Below are 16,610 nucleotides of genomic sequence, written 5' to 3'. Positions count from 1 at the left end.
CCTTTTTAGGGGCGTAGTTCAATTGGTAGAGCACCGGTCTCCAAAACCGGGTGTTGGGGGTTCGAGTCCCTCCGCCCCTGCCAGAAAAAGAAAAATCCTTTGCGTATGCGAAGGATTTTTTTTTGCCTTAAGAAAAGCAAAACAGAAAACCAGCCAGCAAAGACTGGCTTAATCCTCGCTTTCTTCCCTCTCTTTAATTCGGTACGACTGGAAACTTCAGCAACTGACGGATATACGTCTGCTGATCACTGTTTTGCAGCCATACCGCATACAAAGGCCGCACCGCCACAGACGTATCGGGCATCACTATCAGGTCGCTGTACAAGCTTTGCCAGAACTCGGGCAGAAACGCGCAGGCTCCTGTCGTGTGCAACAATTCACGCGTCACCTGTGCTGATGTCGTTGTTAATACCGGAACATCGTCCCCGCCGGAAAGATAACTTTGGTGCTGATGAAAGTCCGCGCCCCATTCCAGCTTAATATAGTCATATTTCTCACGCTTTTCGGTCTGCCGGGAACGAAACAGTGCCAGCGAAATATGACCTATCTGCTGGCTGGTCAATTCATCCATCTTTGGTGCTTCCGTCGTAATCAATAAATCCAGTTGGCGTTCATGCAACTGTTTAACTAACAAATGACGCTGCGCCACACGCGCTTCCAGGTGCAGACTTTCCCTGTTTTCGTAGAGTGTCTGAAGCCATGGCGTCAGATAGGCTTCCCAAAGTGAGGCGCTGGCACCAATGGACAGCTCATGATGCTGCTGCGTGTGCGACACTTCTTTCTTCGCCATAAGCCAGGTATTCATCAGACTTTCCGCGTAAGGCAAAAGACGCTCACCTGCCGAGGTCAAACGGATGTTGTTGCGGTGTCGGGTAAAAAGATTCACTCCCAGTTGGTTTTCTAACTGGCGGATGCGAAAACTGACAGCAGACTGCGTTAAGTAAAGTGCTTCTGCAGCACGCCCGAAATGGCGAGTTCTGCTCACTTCCAGGAAAGTTTTCAGTAATTCCGTATCCACAGCCTTCTCCCAAAATTTGTTTGTCGTATAGATTTAAATGTTTTGTTTTACACTCTGTCAAGCGTATCTAATACTCCGCGCCATAAATAGCACGGCCATAAGAGAAACAGGAGCGTGTAACATGGCGGAAAGCTTCTCAACGGAAAATCGTTTCTTTGATAACAAACATTACCCACGCGGATTTTCGCGTCATGGGGACTTTACGATTAAAGAAGCACAGCTACTTGAACGCCACGGCGTCGCGTTTAATGAGCTGGATCTTGCCAAACGTGAACCAGCGACAGAAGAAGAGCGTTTGTTCATCGAGGTATGTCGTGGTGTCCGTGAGCCGCAGACGGAAGCAGAACGTGTCTGGTCCAAATACATGACCCGTATCAAGCGTCCTAAGCGTTTTCACACGCTGTCAGGCGGTAAGCCACAAATGGATACCGTTGAAGACTACACAGAAAGCGACGATTAATGAAAAGGGGCGAAAGCCCCTTTTTACTGCAGGTTGTTATGAAGATAGGTCATGAGGCGGTCAATGCTTCGGTAACTGACGGCTTCCTGCAAATGATAACGGCTGATCGTCTCTTCACCGGCCAAATCGGCCACCGTGCGCGCCACTTTCAGGATCCGCTGCCAAGCCCGTACTGATAAGCCCAACTGATTTAAAACAGACTCCAGCCACTTCGCATCCGCAGAACAAAGCGCACACCACCGTAATACCTCCGCATTAGCTAAATGAGCGTTGATTTTTCCTGAACGCGCTATCTGTCTTTGCCGGGCAACAAGCACGCGCTCGCGTACCGCCACAGAACTTTCTCCCGTCTGCTGTTGCTGGCCTAACAGTCCCGGCGGTAGCAATGGCACCTCCAGCGACAGATCAAAGCGATCAAGAAAGGGGCCGGAAAGTTTGCTGAGATAGCGTAAAATCTGCTGCGGCGAGGTGCGGTTATGCTGTCCCTGATAGTGTCCTGTCGGACTGGGATTCATCGCAGCGACTAACTGAAAACGTGCAGGGTAAACCACCTTAGCCCTGGCTCGCGAAATCGCGACTTCACCGGACTCAATGGGTTCGCGCAATGCATCCAGAACGCTGCGCTGGAATTCAGGCAATTCATCTAAAAAAAGCACTCCATTATGGGCCAGCGAGATCTCGCCGGGACGGGGCAATGCGCCACCGCCAATGAGCGCATACAGTGAAGCACTATGATGAGGGGCCCTGAACGGCCTTTTACGCCATGAATGATGCACAGGGCCCGCATTACTCAGGCTGGCTATCGCTGCGCATTCTAAGGCCTCCTGATCGCTTAATGGCGGCATGATGCCCGGTAAACGAGTGGCAAGCATGGTTTTGCCTGTGCCTGGCGGTCCGATCAGCATCAGGTTATGTCCACCGGCCGCCGTGATCTCCAGGGCACGGCGTCCTTGTTCCTGCCCGACAATATCGCGAAGATCGTCTGTGATTTCGTCGGTTTTATCGGCGTGGGCGGTGGCAATCGTGAGTTCACCCCTGTTGTGTAAGAAAGCACAAACGTCGATCAAATGGGCGGCTACCAGCGTTGAGCCTTTACGGATTAAACCCACATCAGTCTGGTTTTCTGCTGAGAGAATCAACTGCCTGCCAGCTTTAATCGCCGCAAGGGCAGCCGGAATGGCGGCCTGTACACCACACAGAGCGCCGTTTAGCGCCAGCTCGCCCAGAAACTCATATCCGCCCAGCTTCTCTGCAGGGAGCTGTTCAGACGCGACCAGAATGGCGACAGCCATGGGCAAATCGTAGCGCCCGCCTTCCTTAGGCAGATCGGCCGGGCCCAGATTGATGGTGATTCGCCGGGCAGGGAAGTCAAAGCCGCTGTTAATGATGGCGCTACGGACACGTTCGCGTGCCTCCTTGACGGTAGTTTCCGGTAAGCCCACCAACGTCAGGGCAGGCAATCCGTTGCTGATATGGACTTCAATAGTCACCAGCGGCGCATCAACCCCGATGGCTGCACGTGTCAGAACTTTTGACAAAGACATGGCCGCTCCCAAATGCGGCAAGTCTGCCCTGGCGCTTCAATGACGGCGAGGGCCAAAAGGACAAAATGTAAGCTGCGCCGTGATTTTTTTGCGCACTATACATCCGCACGCTTTTTTTGTGGAACCGGACTTTGAACGCGGTATAACCGCATCGGCATGGTTTTTTTGTCAAAGTCGGGGCTCAATAAAATAATCTTTTAATTACAAATTGATAACGAAAGAACGCAATGGGCCGCAATAAAAAACCTGATAAAAAATATTGTAATTAGCCTACTAACTATGATAACTCTGTAGGCATTACTTCGAACGAGTTAAAGAATCGAATACGTTATGAAAGCCCTTCTACTAGTGATTAGCCTTGTCGTGATTAGCGTGGTGGTGATTATTAACCCACTGTGCGGGGCAACGCTTGGAGCAAGAAAGGCTTAAAAATCAAGCCAGAACTCTAAAAAACCCCCCGCACCGAAAGGTCCGGGGGTTTTTTTTTGACCTGGCAAAATTCAGTAAATCTGCAAGGAACAAACAATGAACAGTAGCATAAAATTCTGTTGTTCCCCTCAGGCGACAGGAGAATAACGATGACAGGTGCACAATGGGTAGTTCAGGCTTTACGCGCACAAGGCGTTGATACCGTATTTGGTTACCCTGGCGGCGCCATCATGCCAGTGTACGATGCGCTATACGACGGCGGCGTCGAACACCTGTTGTGCCGTCACGAGCAGGGCGCGGTGATGGCCGCAATCGGCTATGCCCGTTCAACCGGTAAAACCGGTGTCTGCATTGCCACTTCGGGCCCCGGTGCAACAAATCTGATCACCGGCCTGGCTGATGCCATGATGGACTCCGTGCCGGTTGTCGCGTTGACCGGTCAGGTCGCTTCTGCCTTCATCGGTACGGATGCCTTTCAGGAAATCGATGTTCTCGGTCTGTCGTTAGCCTGCACCAAACACAGCTTCATGGTTGAATCGCTGGATGATTTGCCTTCCGTGATGGCCGAGGCGTTCGCCATTGCGCAGTCGGGTCGCCCCGGGCCGGTATTAGTCGATATCCCAAAGGATATTCAGCTGGCAAAAGGGGAACCTTCACCGCAGTTGATGCCGGTGGAAGAAGCGATGTCGATGCCGCATCAGGCAATTATTGACGCGCGGGCAATGATGGCGCAGGCCAAAAAACCTATGCTGTATGTCGGCGGTGGCGTCGGCATGGCGCAAGCGGTGCCGGCACTGCGCGCGTTGATGCAGGAAACCGGCATTCCCGCTGTTGCCACGCTGAAGGGCCTGGGAAGTGTGGATGCCGACAGCGAATGTTATCTGGGCATGCTGGGCATGCACGGCACTAAGGCCGCTAATCTGGCCGTCCAGTCCTGCGACCTGTTAATCGCGGTGGGTGCCCGTTTTGACGACCGCGTCACCGGTAAACTGGACACCTTCGCCCCGCTGGCCAGCGTGATCCATCTGGATGTGGACCCTGCAGAACTGAATAAGCTGCGCCGTGCACATGTGTCGCTGCAAGGCGATCTCAACCATGTCCTGCCGGCCCTGAGCCAGCCTTTACAGATTCAGGCGTGGCGCGACGAAGTCATGGCGCTGAAAGCACAGCATGCGTGGCGCTACGATCATCCCGGTGAAGCCATCTATGCGCCGTTATTACTGAAACAACTGTCCGATCGCAAACCGGCAAACACTGTTGTTACCACCGACGTAGGTCAGCATCAGATGTGGGCGGCCCAGCATATAGCCTGTGACGCGCCTGAAGATTTCATCACCTCCAGTGGCTTAGGCACAATGGGCTTTGGCCTGCCTGCGGCAATCGGCGCACAGGTTGCGCGCCCTCACGATACCGTCATCTGTGTCTCGGGCGACGGCTCTATCATGATGAATATTCAGGAACTGGGCACCATTAAGCGTGGCAAACTGCCTGTGAAAATTCTGCTGCTGGATAACCAGCGTCTGGGCATGGTTCGCCAGTGGCAGCAGCTGTTTTTTGACGGTCGCTACAGTGAAACCATCCTGACCGACAACCCCGACTTCCTCACGCTGGCCAGCGCATTTGATATCCCGGGCCAGCGAATCACCCGTAAAGATCAGGTCGACGCCGCAATCGATGCTCTGCTGAACAGTGAAGGTCCTTATTTCCTGCACGTGTCAATTGATGAGCATGAAAACGTCTGGCCATTGGTACCGCCCGGTGCCAGCAACGCCAACATGATGGAGAAAACCGTATGAACCAGCATCAATTGTCTATCGAAGCGCGCTTTCGACCTGAAATATTGGAACGCATTTTACGTGTAGTACGCCATCGTGGCTTTCAGGTGTGTTCAATGAACATGGCGACTGTGGCTAACGCCGAAAACATTAATATCGAAATGACCGTTGCCAGCCAGCGCTCTGTCGATTTACTGTCTTCCCAGTTAAGCAAACTGATGGATGTCGCCTGCGTCCAGATTCAACAACAGACATCACAACAAATCCGCGCGTAGTCGCGAAAGGAAATAATAATGAGCACCAAGAAAGCAGATTTCATTTGGTTCAACGGCGAAATGGTTAAGTGGGAAGAGGCGAAAGTCAGCGTGATGTCTCACGCTCTGCATTACGGCACCTCGGTATTTGAAGGCGTGCGCTGCTACGACTCACACAAAGGCCCGGTCGTCTTCCGTCACCGCGAGCACATGCAGCGTCTGCACGATTCCGCCAAAATTTACCGTTTCCCGATCAGGCACAGCGTTGATGAACTGATGGAAGCCTGCCGTGAAGTGATTCGCGTGAACAACCTGAAAAGCGCCTACATCCGTCCGCTGGCTTTCGTGGGTGATGTCGGTCTGGGCGTGAACCCACCGGATGGCTTCACCACGGATGTGATTGTTGCAGCGTTCCCGTGGGGCGCTTACCTGGGTGCTGAAGCGCTGGAAAACGGCATTGATGCCATGGTGTCTTCATGGAACCGCGTTGCGCCAAACACATTGCCAACCGCAGCAAAAGCGGGCGGCAACTATCTGTCTTCCCTGCTGGTAGGCAGTGAGGCGCGCCGCCATGGCTATCAGGAAGGCATTGCGCTGGATACCAATGGCCTGATTTCAGAAGGCGCAGGCGAAAATCTGTTTGAAGTGAAAGATGGCGTGCTGTTTACCCCGCCGTTTACCTCCTCTGCACTGCCGGGCATCACCCGCGATGCCATCATCACGCTGGCGCGTAATATGGGCATCGAAGTGCGTGAACAGGCACTGTCTCGTGAATCTCTGTACCTGGCTGACGAAGTCTTTATGTCCGGCACGGCGGCAGAAATCACCCCGGTACGCAGCGTGGATCGCATTCAGGTTGGCGAAGGCAAATGTGGGCCCGTCACCAAACGCATTCAGCAGGCATTCTTTGGCCTGTTTACCGGCGAGACCGAAGACAAATGGGGCTGGCTGGACCCGGTTAACGCATAACCAGACCTTGCGCGGATGTCGCTGGATGTCCGCGATCTTATTTTGACTGGAGTAAAGAGTATGCCTAAGTACCGTTCCGCTACCACCACCCACGGCCGCAACATGGCTGGTGCCCGTGCCCTCTGGCGCGCAACAGGAATGACCGACGATGATTTCGGCAAACCGATTATCGCCGTCGTTAACTCATTCACCCAGTTTGTGCCGGGCCACGTACACCTGCGTGACCTGGGTAAGCTGGTTGCCGAGCAAATCGAAGCGGCAGGTGGCGTGGCCAAAGAGTTCAACACGATCGCGGTGGACGACGGTATTGCCATGGGCCATGGCGGCATGCTGTATTCTCTGCCTTCACGTGAGCTGATTGCCGACTCTGTCGAGTACATGGTGAACGCGCACTGTGCTGATGCCATGGTCTGCATTTCAAACTGCGACAAAATCACCCCCGGCATGTTGATGGCCGCGCTGCGCCTGAATATTCCGGTGATCTTTGTTTCCGGCGGCCCAATGGAAGCCGGTAAAACCAAACTGTCCGATCAGATCATCAAGCTGGATCTGGTGGATGCCATGATCCAGGGGGCTAACCCGAACGTCAGCGATGCTGACAGCGAGCAGATTGAACGCTCCGCCTGTCCAACCTGCGGCTCCTGTTCGGGCATGTTCACCGCAAACTCAATGAACTGCCTGACCGAAGCCCTCGGCCTGTCACAACCGGGTAACGGTTCACTGTTGGCCACCCATGCCGACCGTAAAGCGCTGTTCATTAACGCCGGTAAGCGCATCGTCAGCCTGACCAAACGCTATTACGAGCAGGATGATGTGAATATGCTGCCGCGCAACATCGCCACCAAAGCCGCGTTTGAAAATGCCATGACGCTGGATATCGCTATGGGCGGCTCTACAAATACCGTTCTGCACCTGCTGGCTGCCGCGCAGGAAGGTGAGGTGGACTTTAACATCTCTGATATCGATCGCCTGTCACGCAAAGTTCCTCAGTTGTGCAAAGTGGCACCGAGCACGCCGAAATATCACATGGAAGATGTGCACCGTGCGGGTGGCGTCATCGGTATTCTCGGCGAGCTGGATCGTGCCGGGCTGATTGACACCAGCGCCCGTAATATTCTGCAGCAGAGCCTGCGTGAAACGCTCGATCAGTACGACATCATGCTGACTCAGGATCAGGCGGTGAAGGACATGTTCCGTGCGGGTCCAGCCGGTATTCGAACGACTCAGGCGTTTTCGCAAAGTTGCCGTTGGGACACGCTGGATGATGACCGCGCTGAAGGCTGTATCCGTACGCGCGAACATGCCTATTCCCAGGATGGTGGTCTGGCCGTGCTCTACGGCAACATTGCCGAAGATGGCTGTATCGTAAAAACCGCGGGCGTCGATAAAGAGATTCTGACGTTCAGCGGCCCGGCCAAAGTTTATGAAAGCCAGGATGACGCTGTGGAAGCTATCCTCGGTGGCAAAGTGGTAGCGGGTGACGTGGTTGTGATCCGCTACGAAGGGCCAAAAGGTGGGCCGGGCATGCAGGAAATGCTGTATCCCACCACTTACCTGAAGTCGATGGGGCTGGGTAAAAGTTGTGCTCTGATCACCGACGGTCGCTTCTCTGGCGGCACCTCTGGCCTGTCAATTGGTCACGCCTCACCTGAAGCCGCTAACGGCGGCACCATCGCGCTGGTGAAAGATGGCGATATCATCGATATCGATATCCCAAACCGCGGTATCAGACTGGCCGTACCGGATAATGAACTGCATGCCCGCCGTGAAGAGCAGGAAGCCCGTGGCGACGCAGCTTACACGCCGATGAACCGTCAGCGCGACGTGTCGTTTGCCCTGCGCGCCTATGCATCGCTCGCGACCAGCGCCGATAAAGGTGCTGTGCGCGATAAGAGTAAGCTGGGAGGCTAAGATGGCTGAGGCTCAACCGCTACCCGAGGCGCCCTGCGGTGCCGAGTATCTGCGTGCGGTGTTACGTTCACCGGTATACGAAGTGGCACAGGTTACCCCACTGCAGAAGATGGAAAAAATCTCTGCACGTCTGGGCAATACCATTCTGGTGAAGCGAGAAGATCGCCAGCCAGTGCACAGTTTTAAACTGCGCGGTGCCTACGCGATGATTGCCGGCCTTGATGAAGAGCAGAAAGCACGCGGTGTTGTCACCGCGTCGGCCGGTAACCACGCCCAGGGCGTTGCGTTATCGGCGACGAAGCTGGGCATCAAGTCGCTGATCGTCATGCCGCTGGCGACAGCGGACATCAAGGTGGATGCGGTGCGTGCATTTGGCGGTGAAGCCTTCCTGTATGGTGCCAACTTTGACGAGGCGAAAGCCAAAGCCATTGAACTGGCGACGCAGCAGGGTTACACCTTTGTGCCACCGTTTGACCATCCGGCGGTCATCGCCGGACAAGGCACGCTGGCGATGGAACTGCTGCAGCAGGACGCGCATCTCGATCGGGTTTTTGTTCCGGTGGGCGGCGGCGGTCTGGCCGCGGGCGTGGCGGTGCTCATCAAGCAGCTGATGCCGCAAATCAAAGTGATCGCTGTCGAGTCAGAAGATTCGGCCTGCCTGAAAGCGGCGCTGGAGGCTGGTGAGCCGGTGGATTTACCGCGCGTGGGCTTGTTCGCCGAAGGTGTGGCCGTGAAGCGCATCGGTAACGAAACTTTCCGCCTGTGCCAGGAATATCTCGACGACATCGTCACCGTGGACAGTGATGCGATCTGCGCGGCAATGAAAGATTTGTTTGAAGATGTGCGTGCCGTGGCAGAACCTTCAGGCGCGCTGGCGCTGGCGGGCATGAAGAAATACGTCCAGCAGCACGATATTCAGGGCGAACGCCTGGCGCACGTGTTGTCGGGAGCTAACGTTAACTTCCATGGTTTGCGCTACGTTTCTGAACGTTGTGAGCTGGGTGAACAACGCGAAGCTCTGCTGGCGGTCACGATCCCGGAACAGCAGGGCAGCTTCCTGAAGTTTTGTCAGACGTTGGGTGGTCGCTCGATTACCGAGTTTAACTATCGCTATGCCGACACCGACAAAGCCTGCATTTTTGTGGGCGTGCGGCTGACGCGCGGGATGGATGAGCGCGCAGAGATCATCAGCCAGTTAACGGAAAACGGCTATCAGGTGGTGGATCTGTCTGACGATGAGATGGCGAAGCTGCACGTGCGTTACATGGTGGGCGGACGGCCTTCCAAGCCGCTGCGTGAGCGCCTGTTCAGCTTTGAGTTTCCGGAAGCGCCTGGCGCATTGCTTAAGTTTCTGCAAACGCTGGGCACGCACTGGAATATCTCACTGTTCCATTACCGTAGCCACGGCACGGACTACGGCCGGGTCCTCACGGCCTTCGAGCTTGGCAACGACGAACCGCGTTTTGAAGAGCACCTTGCCGACCTGGGTTACGATTTCCACGACGAAACGCATAACCCGGCATTCCGCTTCTTCCTGGCAGGCCAGTAACTAGAGCTGGTTCCAGAATGCGCTGATAAGCGGCTCTCCGAGCCGCTTTTTTTGTACACAAACACCCAGCTCCAGCGGTGCGACGGATGCCACGCTTTCCAGCGGCAGCACACGGTTTCGTACCGGCTCAGGGCTGTTCTCCAGCACCACATCCGGCAGCAGCGCAATCCCACAGCCCAGCGCTACCATCGACACGATTGCTTCATGACCGGCAACGGTCGCATAAATCAATGGGTTAACGATGCGATGACGGCGGAACCATAGCTCGATCGCCCGCCGGACCGGTCCCTGCTCGGGCAGGATAAACGGAATCTGTGACCAGTCCGGTGCCTCTTCTGTCGCCTGACTGCGCACCGGACAGGGCAGTGCAGGTGCAATCAGTCCCAGCGGCAACAGCCCCAGCGTGGTGAAATCAATGCTGGCAGGCAGCGATTCAGGTCGACCGGCAATCGCCAGATCGGCATTACCCGACTGGACCATTTCAATCGCATCGGCCGCATCGCCGGTAGTCAGTTTGATTTCCACCTGAGGATGCTCGGCGCGGAAGCGATCCAGAATGGGCGGCAGATGGCTGTACGCGGCGGTCACCGAGCAAAACAGGCGCAGTTCACCACTGAGTGACGGACCGTTGAGATCCATGGCATGGCGCAATTGCTGATACTGCAGTAAGGTTTGTTGTGCAAATAATTTTAGTCTTTCGCCCGCTTCGGTGAGCGTGACGGTGCGGTTATCACGCAGAAACAACGCGTGGCCGACATCCTCTTCCAGCCGCTGAATCTGGCGTGACAGCGTGGACGGACTGACGTGCATGGCCCGTGCGGTGCGGCCAAAATGGCAGCTTTCTGCCAGATGTAAAAACAATTTGAGATCGCGTAAATCCATACAGGTTCCACCTCAGAATGCATTGCGATTATTGCAATGTAATGTTGTTAATATATCAATTTAAGCAACAGAAATCCTGTCATATGATGGGGTCATTCGCGGCGCTGAATCTCACGCCGTCAACAGACAAAAGCAAACACAACATTTAACCGGAGTACCCATGGCTAATTACTTCAACACACTGAATCTGCGCAACCAGTTAGCGCAACTGGGCAAATGTCGTTTTATGGGGCGTGACGAGTTCGCGGATGGTGCCAGCTTCCTGAAAGGCAAAAAGATTGTGATTGTGGGCTGTGGTGCGCAGGGCCTGAACCAGGGCCTGAACATGCGCGATTCCGGTCTGGATGTTTCTTATGCCCTGCGTGCAGAAGCCATCGCCGAAAAACGTGCCTCGTATCGCAAAGCCACCGACAACGGTTTCAAAGTGGGCACTTACGAAGAACTGATTCCTCAGGCGGACCTGGTGGTTAACCTGACGCCAGACAAACAGCACTCCGCCGTTGTTCAGGCTGTACAGCCACTGATGAAAGACGGTGCCGCGCTGGGCTATTCACACGGCTTCAACATTGTCGAAGTGGGCGAAACCATCCGTAAAGATATCACCGTCGTTATGGTGGCGCCGAAGTGTCCGGGCACCGAAGTCCGTGAAGAATACAAGCGTGGCTTCGGGGTACCGACGCTGATCGCGGTTCACCCGGAAAACGATCCGAAAGGTGAAGGTATGGCTATCGCCAAAGCCTGGGCTTCTGCCACCGGTGGCGACCGCGCTGGCGTGCTGGAATCCTCTTTCGTTGCGGAAGTGAAATCTGACCTGATGGGTGAGCAGACCATTCTGTGCGGTATGCTGCAGGCCGGTTCTCTGCTGTGCTTCGATAAGCTGGTGGCTGAAGGTCACGATGCGGCGTACACCGAGAAACTGATTCAGTTTGGCTGGGAAACCATCACCGAATCCCTGAAATTTGGCGGCATTACGCTGATGATGGATCGCCTGTCTAATCCGGCGAAACTGCGTGCTTACGCACTGTCTGAGCAGCTGAAAACCATCATGGCTCCTCTGTTCCAGAAGCATATGGATGACATCATTTCAGGCGATTTCTCTGCTGGCATGATGGCGGACTGGGCGAATGACGATAAGAAGCTGCTGACCTGGCGCGAAGAGACCGGTAAAACCGCGTTCGAAACCGCCCCTCAGTTCGACGGCAAAATCGAAGAGCAAGAATACTACGACAAAGGCGTTGTCATGGTTGCCATGGTCAAAGCGGGCGTTGAGCTGGCATTTGAAACCATGGTAGATGCTGGCATCATCGAAGAGTCGGCTTACTACGAGTCACTGCACGAGCTGCCGCTGATCGCGAACACCATTGCCCGTAAACGCCTGTATGAAATGAACGTGGTTATTTCTGATACCGCTGAGTACGGTAACTACCTGTTCTCTTTTGCGGCGGTGCCGCTGCTGAAAGATTTTATGGCCTCACTGCAGCCGGGCGATCTGGGTAAAGCTATTGACGGCACGCAGGTGGATAACGCCCAACTGCGCGACGTTAATGAAGCCATTCGTCAGCATCCTATCGAGCAGGTTGGCCGCAAACTGCGTGGTTACATGACCGATATGAAACGCATCGCGGTTGCAGGCTAAGTCGCACCGCCACCGTTTTCAGCAAATGTAAGACAAAAAGGCGCGGCCATCTGGCTGCGCCTTTTTGTTTTAGCATGCGCCTGGCGACACGATAACAGGCGGTAAAAGGCTCCTGTAACCAACATACTGACACCCGGCAAGAATAAGGAACACGCCAGCCGTAAGGTTGCCAGCAAAATACTCGTGATGATGTCTGAGGGCATAGCATACGGCGACAGAAGCGACAGCCGTGCGCTGCGGGTCGGGTCGGCATTCAGTCAGTCCCCGCCTTTTCCCCAAATGCGCTTCGGGAAGAGTCTGGCTGCGCAATGTGTGTAGATTTATCGCAAACGGCTATCTGCTTAATGGTCCACTGCGTCGTGTTTTGCCGGACTGGCACAGTGAAAACACAACACCGATGACGCTCTGGGCCATCACCTTACCCAACCGTCTGCTGCCGCTAAAAACCCGGGTTTTTATCGACGATTTTATGGCCTGGCTTAAGTCGAAATAGCGCGCTTTCGCCGCGGAAACGCATAAAAAACCCGGCCTGAGCCGGGTTTTTTATGAGCGTGACCTGAGATCACACTTCATACAGCGTTTGATGCCGGGTTTCTTTACAGGCAATCAGGGCGATCAGCGTAAGGAAGGCCATAGAGGCCAGGTACAATCCGACGGCATATAAGCCGTAGTGCACGTTCAGCCAGGTTGCGATATATGGCGCAACGGAGGCCCCCAGAATCGACGACAGGTTGTATGAGAACGACGCGCCGGTATAGCGCACTTCTGTCGGGAACAGCTCGGGCAGCAGCGCACCCATCGGGCCAAATGTCAGGCCCATGATGCTTAATCCCAGCAGCAGGAAGGCCATCACCAGCGCCTGAGAGCCGGAACCCAGCATCACAGGGAACAGGAATGAGAAACCAATAATCATCAGCGTAATGGTGATCATGGTTTTCCGGCGACCAAAGCGGTCAGCCAGCAGGCCTGCGATTGGGACCATCACGCCGAAGCCAATGACCGCCATCATCAACATCCACAGCATGCTGTTACGTGAGATGCCCAGCCCCGCAGGCGCGGCGGCGGTGCCGTAACTCATTGAGTAAACTGTCATGATGTAAAACAGCGTGTAGGTGGCAAGCATGATGAAGGTGCCCAGAATGGTCGCCGTCAGATGTTTGCTCAGAAGTGAGGCAATCGGCACGCGCACCTGCTTCTTCTCTTTCTGCACTTTGGCAAAGACCGGACTTTCATGTAGCGACACGCGCACATACAGGCCAATCAGGACCAGCACGGCAGACAGTACAAAAGGCACGCGCCAGCCCCACTGCATAAACTGCTCGTCGGTCAGCAACCAGGAGAGCAGCAGGAAGGTGCCGTTGGCAAAAAAGAATCCAATGGGCGCACCCAACTGCGGGAAGGAACCGTACAGCGCACGCTTTTTGGCTGGCGCATTTTCCGTGGCCAGCAGGGCCGCACCGCCCCATTCGCCGCCGAGTCCCAGGCCCTGACCAAAGCGGGCCAGTGCTAACAGCAGCGGGGCCAGAACGCCAATGCTCTGATAGCTGGGTAACAAACCGATGACCACGGTAGAGATCCCCATGGTCAGCAGCGAGGCTACCAGGGTGGCTTTACGACCGACACGGTCACCGAAGTGACCAAACAGCGCTGAGCCGATAGGGCGGGCAACGAACGCAATCGCGAAGGTCGCCAGTGACTGTAGCGTGGCGACAGTGGTATCACCCTGAGGAAAAAAGATATGCGGAAAGACAATGACCGCGGCGGTGGCATAAATATAGAAATCGAAAAATTCGATGGCGGTGCCAACCAGTGAAGCAATAACGACTTTACTGCGTGAGTTCACTGGCGTTGGCTCATGTTGTTTATCAAGAGTTTCTGAGATGGAGGCTTGCATAAATGTTTCTTATTTTTAAATACCGTTAAGGAATCTTACGCACCTGTATAGCGGCATTCAATGGCTGGAAACCGCGTCAGCCGCGGCTTTCTCTGCCTAAAAGTAGAAAATCTTTGCCTGATGTGAAATGTCGGAGAATGGCAGCGTTAACAGAGATAAACATGGCGAGATACTCTGTGAAAGCGCTGAAGAAAAGTGACCCCCTGGTTATTCATGCTGTAAAGTGGCTGATAAATAACCGGGGGCAGGGATTTTTCGCTGGTTACTGCTGTTCGTGGCTGGCCATTGCGCCTTTTTCAGGCAGGCGTGGATCGTCTTTGTATTTGGCGGTGGCAATCCAGGCCGCGCAGAACAATGTCAGGCGGGCAAAGAAATAGAAGAACGCCATCAGCCCCAACACCGAGCCAAAAGCCGCACCCGAGGGCGAGCTGGCGAGTTTCGGCAGCGTCAACGTCATCACAAACTTAATGACTTCAAACCCGATGGCTGCCAGTAAGGTGCCACGCAGCAGGGCTTTTTTGCGCGGTTTATGGCGAGGCAGAATCCAGAAAATCCACAGAAACAGCAGATAATTTGCCAGTACAGAGATGGACGTCGCGATGATCGTCAGTGCCGGGCGCAACCATTCAATGCCATCCAGCCCTAACGCATTAACGATAGTCGCCTGGGCGGAACCGGCGACGGAGGTCAGTGACAAAGTAATCACCAGCGCCAGCATCAGGCCGGTCAGGGACAAGAAGTCGCGAATATAGCGTTTCCAGATCTTCTCTTTATCGTCGGGTTGACGCTCCCAGACGTCGCGTGACTGCGCGCGAATAGCCTCGCGTAAATTCCCCATCCAGTTGAGACCGGAATACAACGCCAGCAACAAACCGGTGATGCCCACGGTTGCGCGTTGCTGAATGGCCGTGTTCACGGTGTTTTTTAACGTGGTCGCCAGCGACGGATCGCTGATGCTGCTGACGATTTTGTTGATGATATCGGTCAGGAGGTCCGGATTCGAGGCCAGCACGAAACCCACGGCAGCAAAAGACACCATTAAAATGGGGATGAGCGACAGAAACGAAAAATAGGTAATGGCGGCACCAAACTGGCTGCCGAGGCGATCGTTAAACCGATCCAGCGCGCGAATAAAGTGCGCTACCGCCGGTATCGCCTGGAACCAGGCGGCGAAGCGTGATACGCGCACGATGGAGCGATCGACGGACTTGTTGCCGGTTTTAATATCGATCAGCGGTTTGGCGTCTTTTACGTTGTCCTGCTCGTCTGTCATAGACATTCACTTTCCTGTTGAACCTTAAAATCACATTATAGCCTGTCAGGTGACATACTCCTGGAGCACCTGACTTAACCACTCCATAAACACCCGAACCCGACGCGCGACATTCCGGCGATGGGGATAGAGCAAGTGAATGGGCATCGGTTTGGCCGGGAACGCATGGAGCACCTCGACCAGTTGACCGCTTTCCAGATATTTTTGGATGCCCACCGTCGGCACCTGAATAATGCCCAGGCCCGCAAGGCAGGCGGCGCGGTAGGTTTCGGTGCTGTTCACCGTCACGACGCCGCCCGTGTGCACATAGTGGCACTGCTTACCATCGAAGTATTCGAAGCCCTGCGCCGCCTGACCTAACGGCTGGCTGTAATGCACCATTGCATGCTGCGACAGCTCCTCAAGCCGAATCGGCCTGCCAAAACGCGCAAGATAGTCAGGACTGGCACAGTTAATCAAGGTGTGCGTGCCTATACGGCGGGCGATCAGTCCCGAATCCTTTAGCTCGCCAACGCGAATCACACAGTCAAAACCTTCGCGAATGACGTCAACCTGGCGATCGTTGCTGCTGAGTTCAATTTCCACGCCAGGATAGTGCTGAAGGAATTCAGGCAAACGCGGAAGAATAAGATCGCTCGCCATTGCCACGGACATGTCGACCCGCAGTTTGCCACTTAACGTCGCGGGATCGTGCTGAAACAGGCTGTCCATATCGCCAATCATCGCCAGCAAATCAAGACAGCGATCATAGTATACCAGGCCATCCTGAGTAAGCTGCACGCGGCGGGTAGTACGATGCAGCAGCCGTGTGCCCATCAGATTCTCCAGCGCCTGAATTTGCCGTGATACGCTGCCTTTTGGTAACCCAAGGCTGTCAGCCGCCGCCGTAAAACTGCCCATCTCTGCAACTCTGACGAACACCTGCATTGCATGAATTTTATCCATATAGCCTGCCGATTGTTGTTGTAAGTGGAACAGTGCTGCGCATTCTTAAGCGTTTATAGAACAATTTTTAA

General features: G+C 54.6%; 15 protein-coding genes and 1 tRNA gene. 10 read left to right on the top strand and 6 right to left on the bottom strand.

What is annotated here, in order from left to right:
- Nucleotides 1-7 precede the first annotated feature (7 nt).
- Nucleotides 8-83 (top strand) — tRNA-Trp (locus tag RAC60_RS12100).
- 110 nt (nt 84-193) lie between these two features.
- Here the strand turns inward: RAC60_RS12100 and hdfR are convergent.
- Entirely contained in the window at nt 194-1,018 is an 825-nt protein-coding gene (gene hdfR, locus RAC60_RS12095) for an HTH-type transcriptional regulator HdfR (RefSeq protein WP_006121164.1), read from the bottom strand.
- Nucleotides 1,019-1,139: 121 nt separating this feature from the next.
- Between hdfR and RAC60_RS12090 the strand changes: the two genes are divergently transcribed.
- The gene (locus tag RAC60_RS12090) at nt 1,140-1,478 is read left to right on the top strand and encodes a DUF413 domain-containing protein (RefSeq protein WP_006121163.1); all 339 of its coding nucleotides are present in this window, start codon (nt 1,140-1,142) and stop codon (nt 1,476-1,478) included.
- A gap of 23 nt (nt 1,479-1,501) precedes the next feature.
- Here RAC60_RS12090 and RAC60_RS12085 read toward each other — a convergent pair whose 3' ends face one another.
- Entirely contained in the window at nt 1,502-3,022 is a 1,521-nt protein-coding gene (locus tag RAC60_RS12085) for a YifB family Mg chelatase-like AAA ATPase (RefSeq protein ID WP_375093822.1), read from the bottom strand.
- 330 nt (nt 3,023-3,352) lie between these two features.
- On the opposite strand from RAC60_RS12085, the gene ilvL reads away from it, so the two are divergent.
- The 6 genes from ilvL to ilvA all read left to right on the top strand — a co-directional run bounded on the left by ilvL (nt 3,353) and on the right by ilvA (nt 9,909).
- The gene (gene ilvL, locus RAC60_RS12080; RefSeq protein ID WP_071785161.1) at nt 3,353-3,451 is read left to right on the top strand and encodes an ilv operon leader peptide; all 99 of its coding nucleotides are present in this window, start codon (nt 3,353-3,355) and stop codon (nt 3,449-3,451) included.
- A 149-nt stretch (nt 3,452-3,600) separates the two neighbouring features.
- The gene (gene ilvG, locus RAC60_RS12075) at nt 3,601-5,247 is read left to right on the top strand and encodes an acetolactate synthase 2 catalytic subunit (protein ID WP_006121161.1); all 1,647 of its coding nucleotides are present in this window, start codon (nt 3,601-3,603) and stop codon (nt 5,245-5,247) included.
- Nucleotides 5,244-5,501, top strand: coding sequence for an acetolactate synthase 2 small subunit (gene ilvM / locus RAC60_RS12070; protein ID WP_006121160.1), 258 nt, complete (start codon nt 5,244-5,246; stop codon nt 5,499-5,501). The genes ilvG and ilvM overlap by 4 nt, the downstream gene beginning before the upstream one ends.
- An 18-nt stretch (nt 5,502-5,519) precedes the next feature.
- Nucleotides 5,520-6,449 carry a branched-chain amino acid transaminase gene (locus tag RAC60_RS12065; RefSeq protein WP_006121159.1) on the top strand — a complete coding sequence of 310 codons (930 nt, stop codon included), beginning with the start codon at nt 5,520-5,522 and terminating at the stop codon, nt 6,447-6,449.
- Nucleotides 6,450-6,509: 60 nt separating this feature from the next.
- Nucleotides 6,510-8,360 (top strand): dihydroxy-acid dehydratase, encoded by a 1,851-nt coding sequence (gene ilvD, locus RAC60_RS12060; protein WP_006121158.1) that lies wholly within the window; start codon nt 6,510-6,512, stop codon nt 8,358-8,360.
- Nucleotide 8,361: 1 nt separating this feature from the next.
- On the top strand, nt 8,362-9,909 hold the full coding sequence (gene ilvA / locus RAC60_RS12055) for a threonine ammonia-lyase, biosynthetic (protein ID WP_006121157.1): 1,548 nt from the start codon (nt 8,362-8,364) through the stop codon (nt 9,907-9,909).
- Here ilvA and ilvY read toward each other — a convergent pair whose 3' ends face one another.
- Complete coding sequence (gene ilvY, locus RAC60_RS12050) at nt 9,910-10,791, bottom strand: HTH-type transcriptional activator IlvY (RefSeq protein WP_375093818.1); 882 nt, start codon at nt 10,789-10,791, stop codon at nt 9,910-9,912.
- Nucleotides 10,792-10,951: 160 nt separating this feature from the next.
- On the opposite strand from ilvY, the gene ilvC reads away from it, so the two are divergent.
- Both ilvC and RAC60_RS12040 read left to right on the top strand, forming a co-directional pair.
- On the top strand, nt 10,952-12,427 hold the full coding sequence (ilvC, locus tag RAC60_RS12045) for a ketol-acid reductoisomerase (protein WP_277283481.1): 1,476 nt from the start codon (nt 10,952-10,954) through the stop codon (nt 12,425-12,427).
- Between the two features lie 310 nt (nt 12,428-12,737).
- A complete protein-coding gene (locus tag RAC60_RS12040; RefSeq protein WP_226375593.1) occupies nt 12,738-12,920 on the top strand; it encodes a hypothetical protein in 183 nt (60 codons plus the stop codon).
- Nucleotides 12,921-12,989: 69 nt separating this feature from the next.
- On the opposite strand, the gene RAC60_RS12035 is transcribed toward RAC60_RS12040, so the two are convergent.
- From RAC60_RS12035 to RAC60_RS12025, 3 genes are all read right to left on the bottom strand, one after another.
- On the bottom strand, nt 12,990-14,321 hold the full coding sequence (locus tag RAC60_RS12035) for an MFS transporter (protein WP_277283478.1): 1,332 nt from the start codon (nt 14,319-14,321) through the stop codon (nt 12,990-12,992).
- Nucleotides 14,322-14,583: 262 nt separating this feature from the next.
- Nucleotides 14,584-15,600: an inner membrane protein YhjD gene (gene yhjD / locus RAC60_RS12030; RefSeq protein ID WP_185200390.1), complete on the bottom strand. Its 1,017-nt coding sequence runs from the start codon at nt 15,598-15,600 to the stop codon at nt 14,584-14,586.
- Between the two features lie 39 nt (nt 15,601-15,639).
- A complete protein-coding gene (locus RAC60_RS12025) occupies nt 15,640-16,539 on the bottom strand; it encodes a LysR family transcriptional regulator (protein WP_033738321.1) in 900 nt (299 codons plus the stop codon).
- Between the last annotated feature and the right edge of the window lie 71 nt (nt 16,540-16,610).

This window comes from Pantoea sp. BR_17 (assembly GCF_041955125.1).
GTDB lineage: Bacteria > Pseudomonadota > Gammaproteobacteria > Enterobacterales > Enterobacteriaceae > Pantoea > Pantoea stewartii.
The sequence above is the reverse complement of the archived record's forward strand: the minus strand, read 5'-3'. Positions and strand labels throughout refer to the sequence as shown.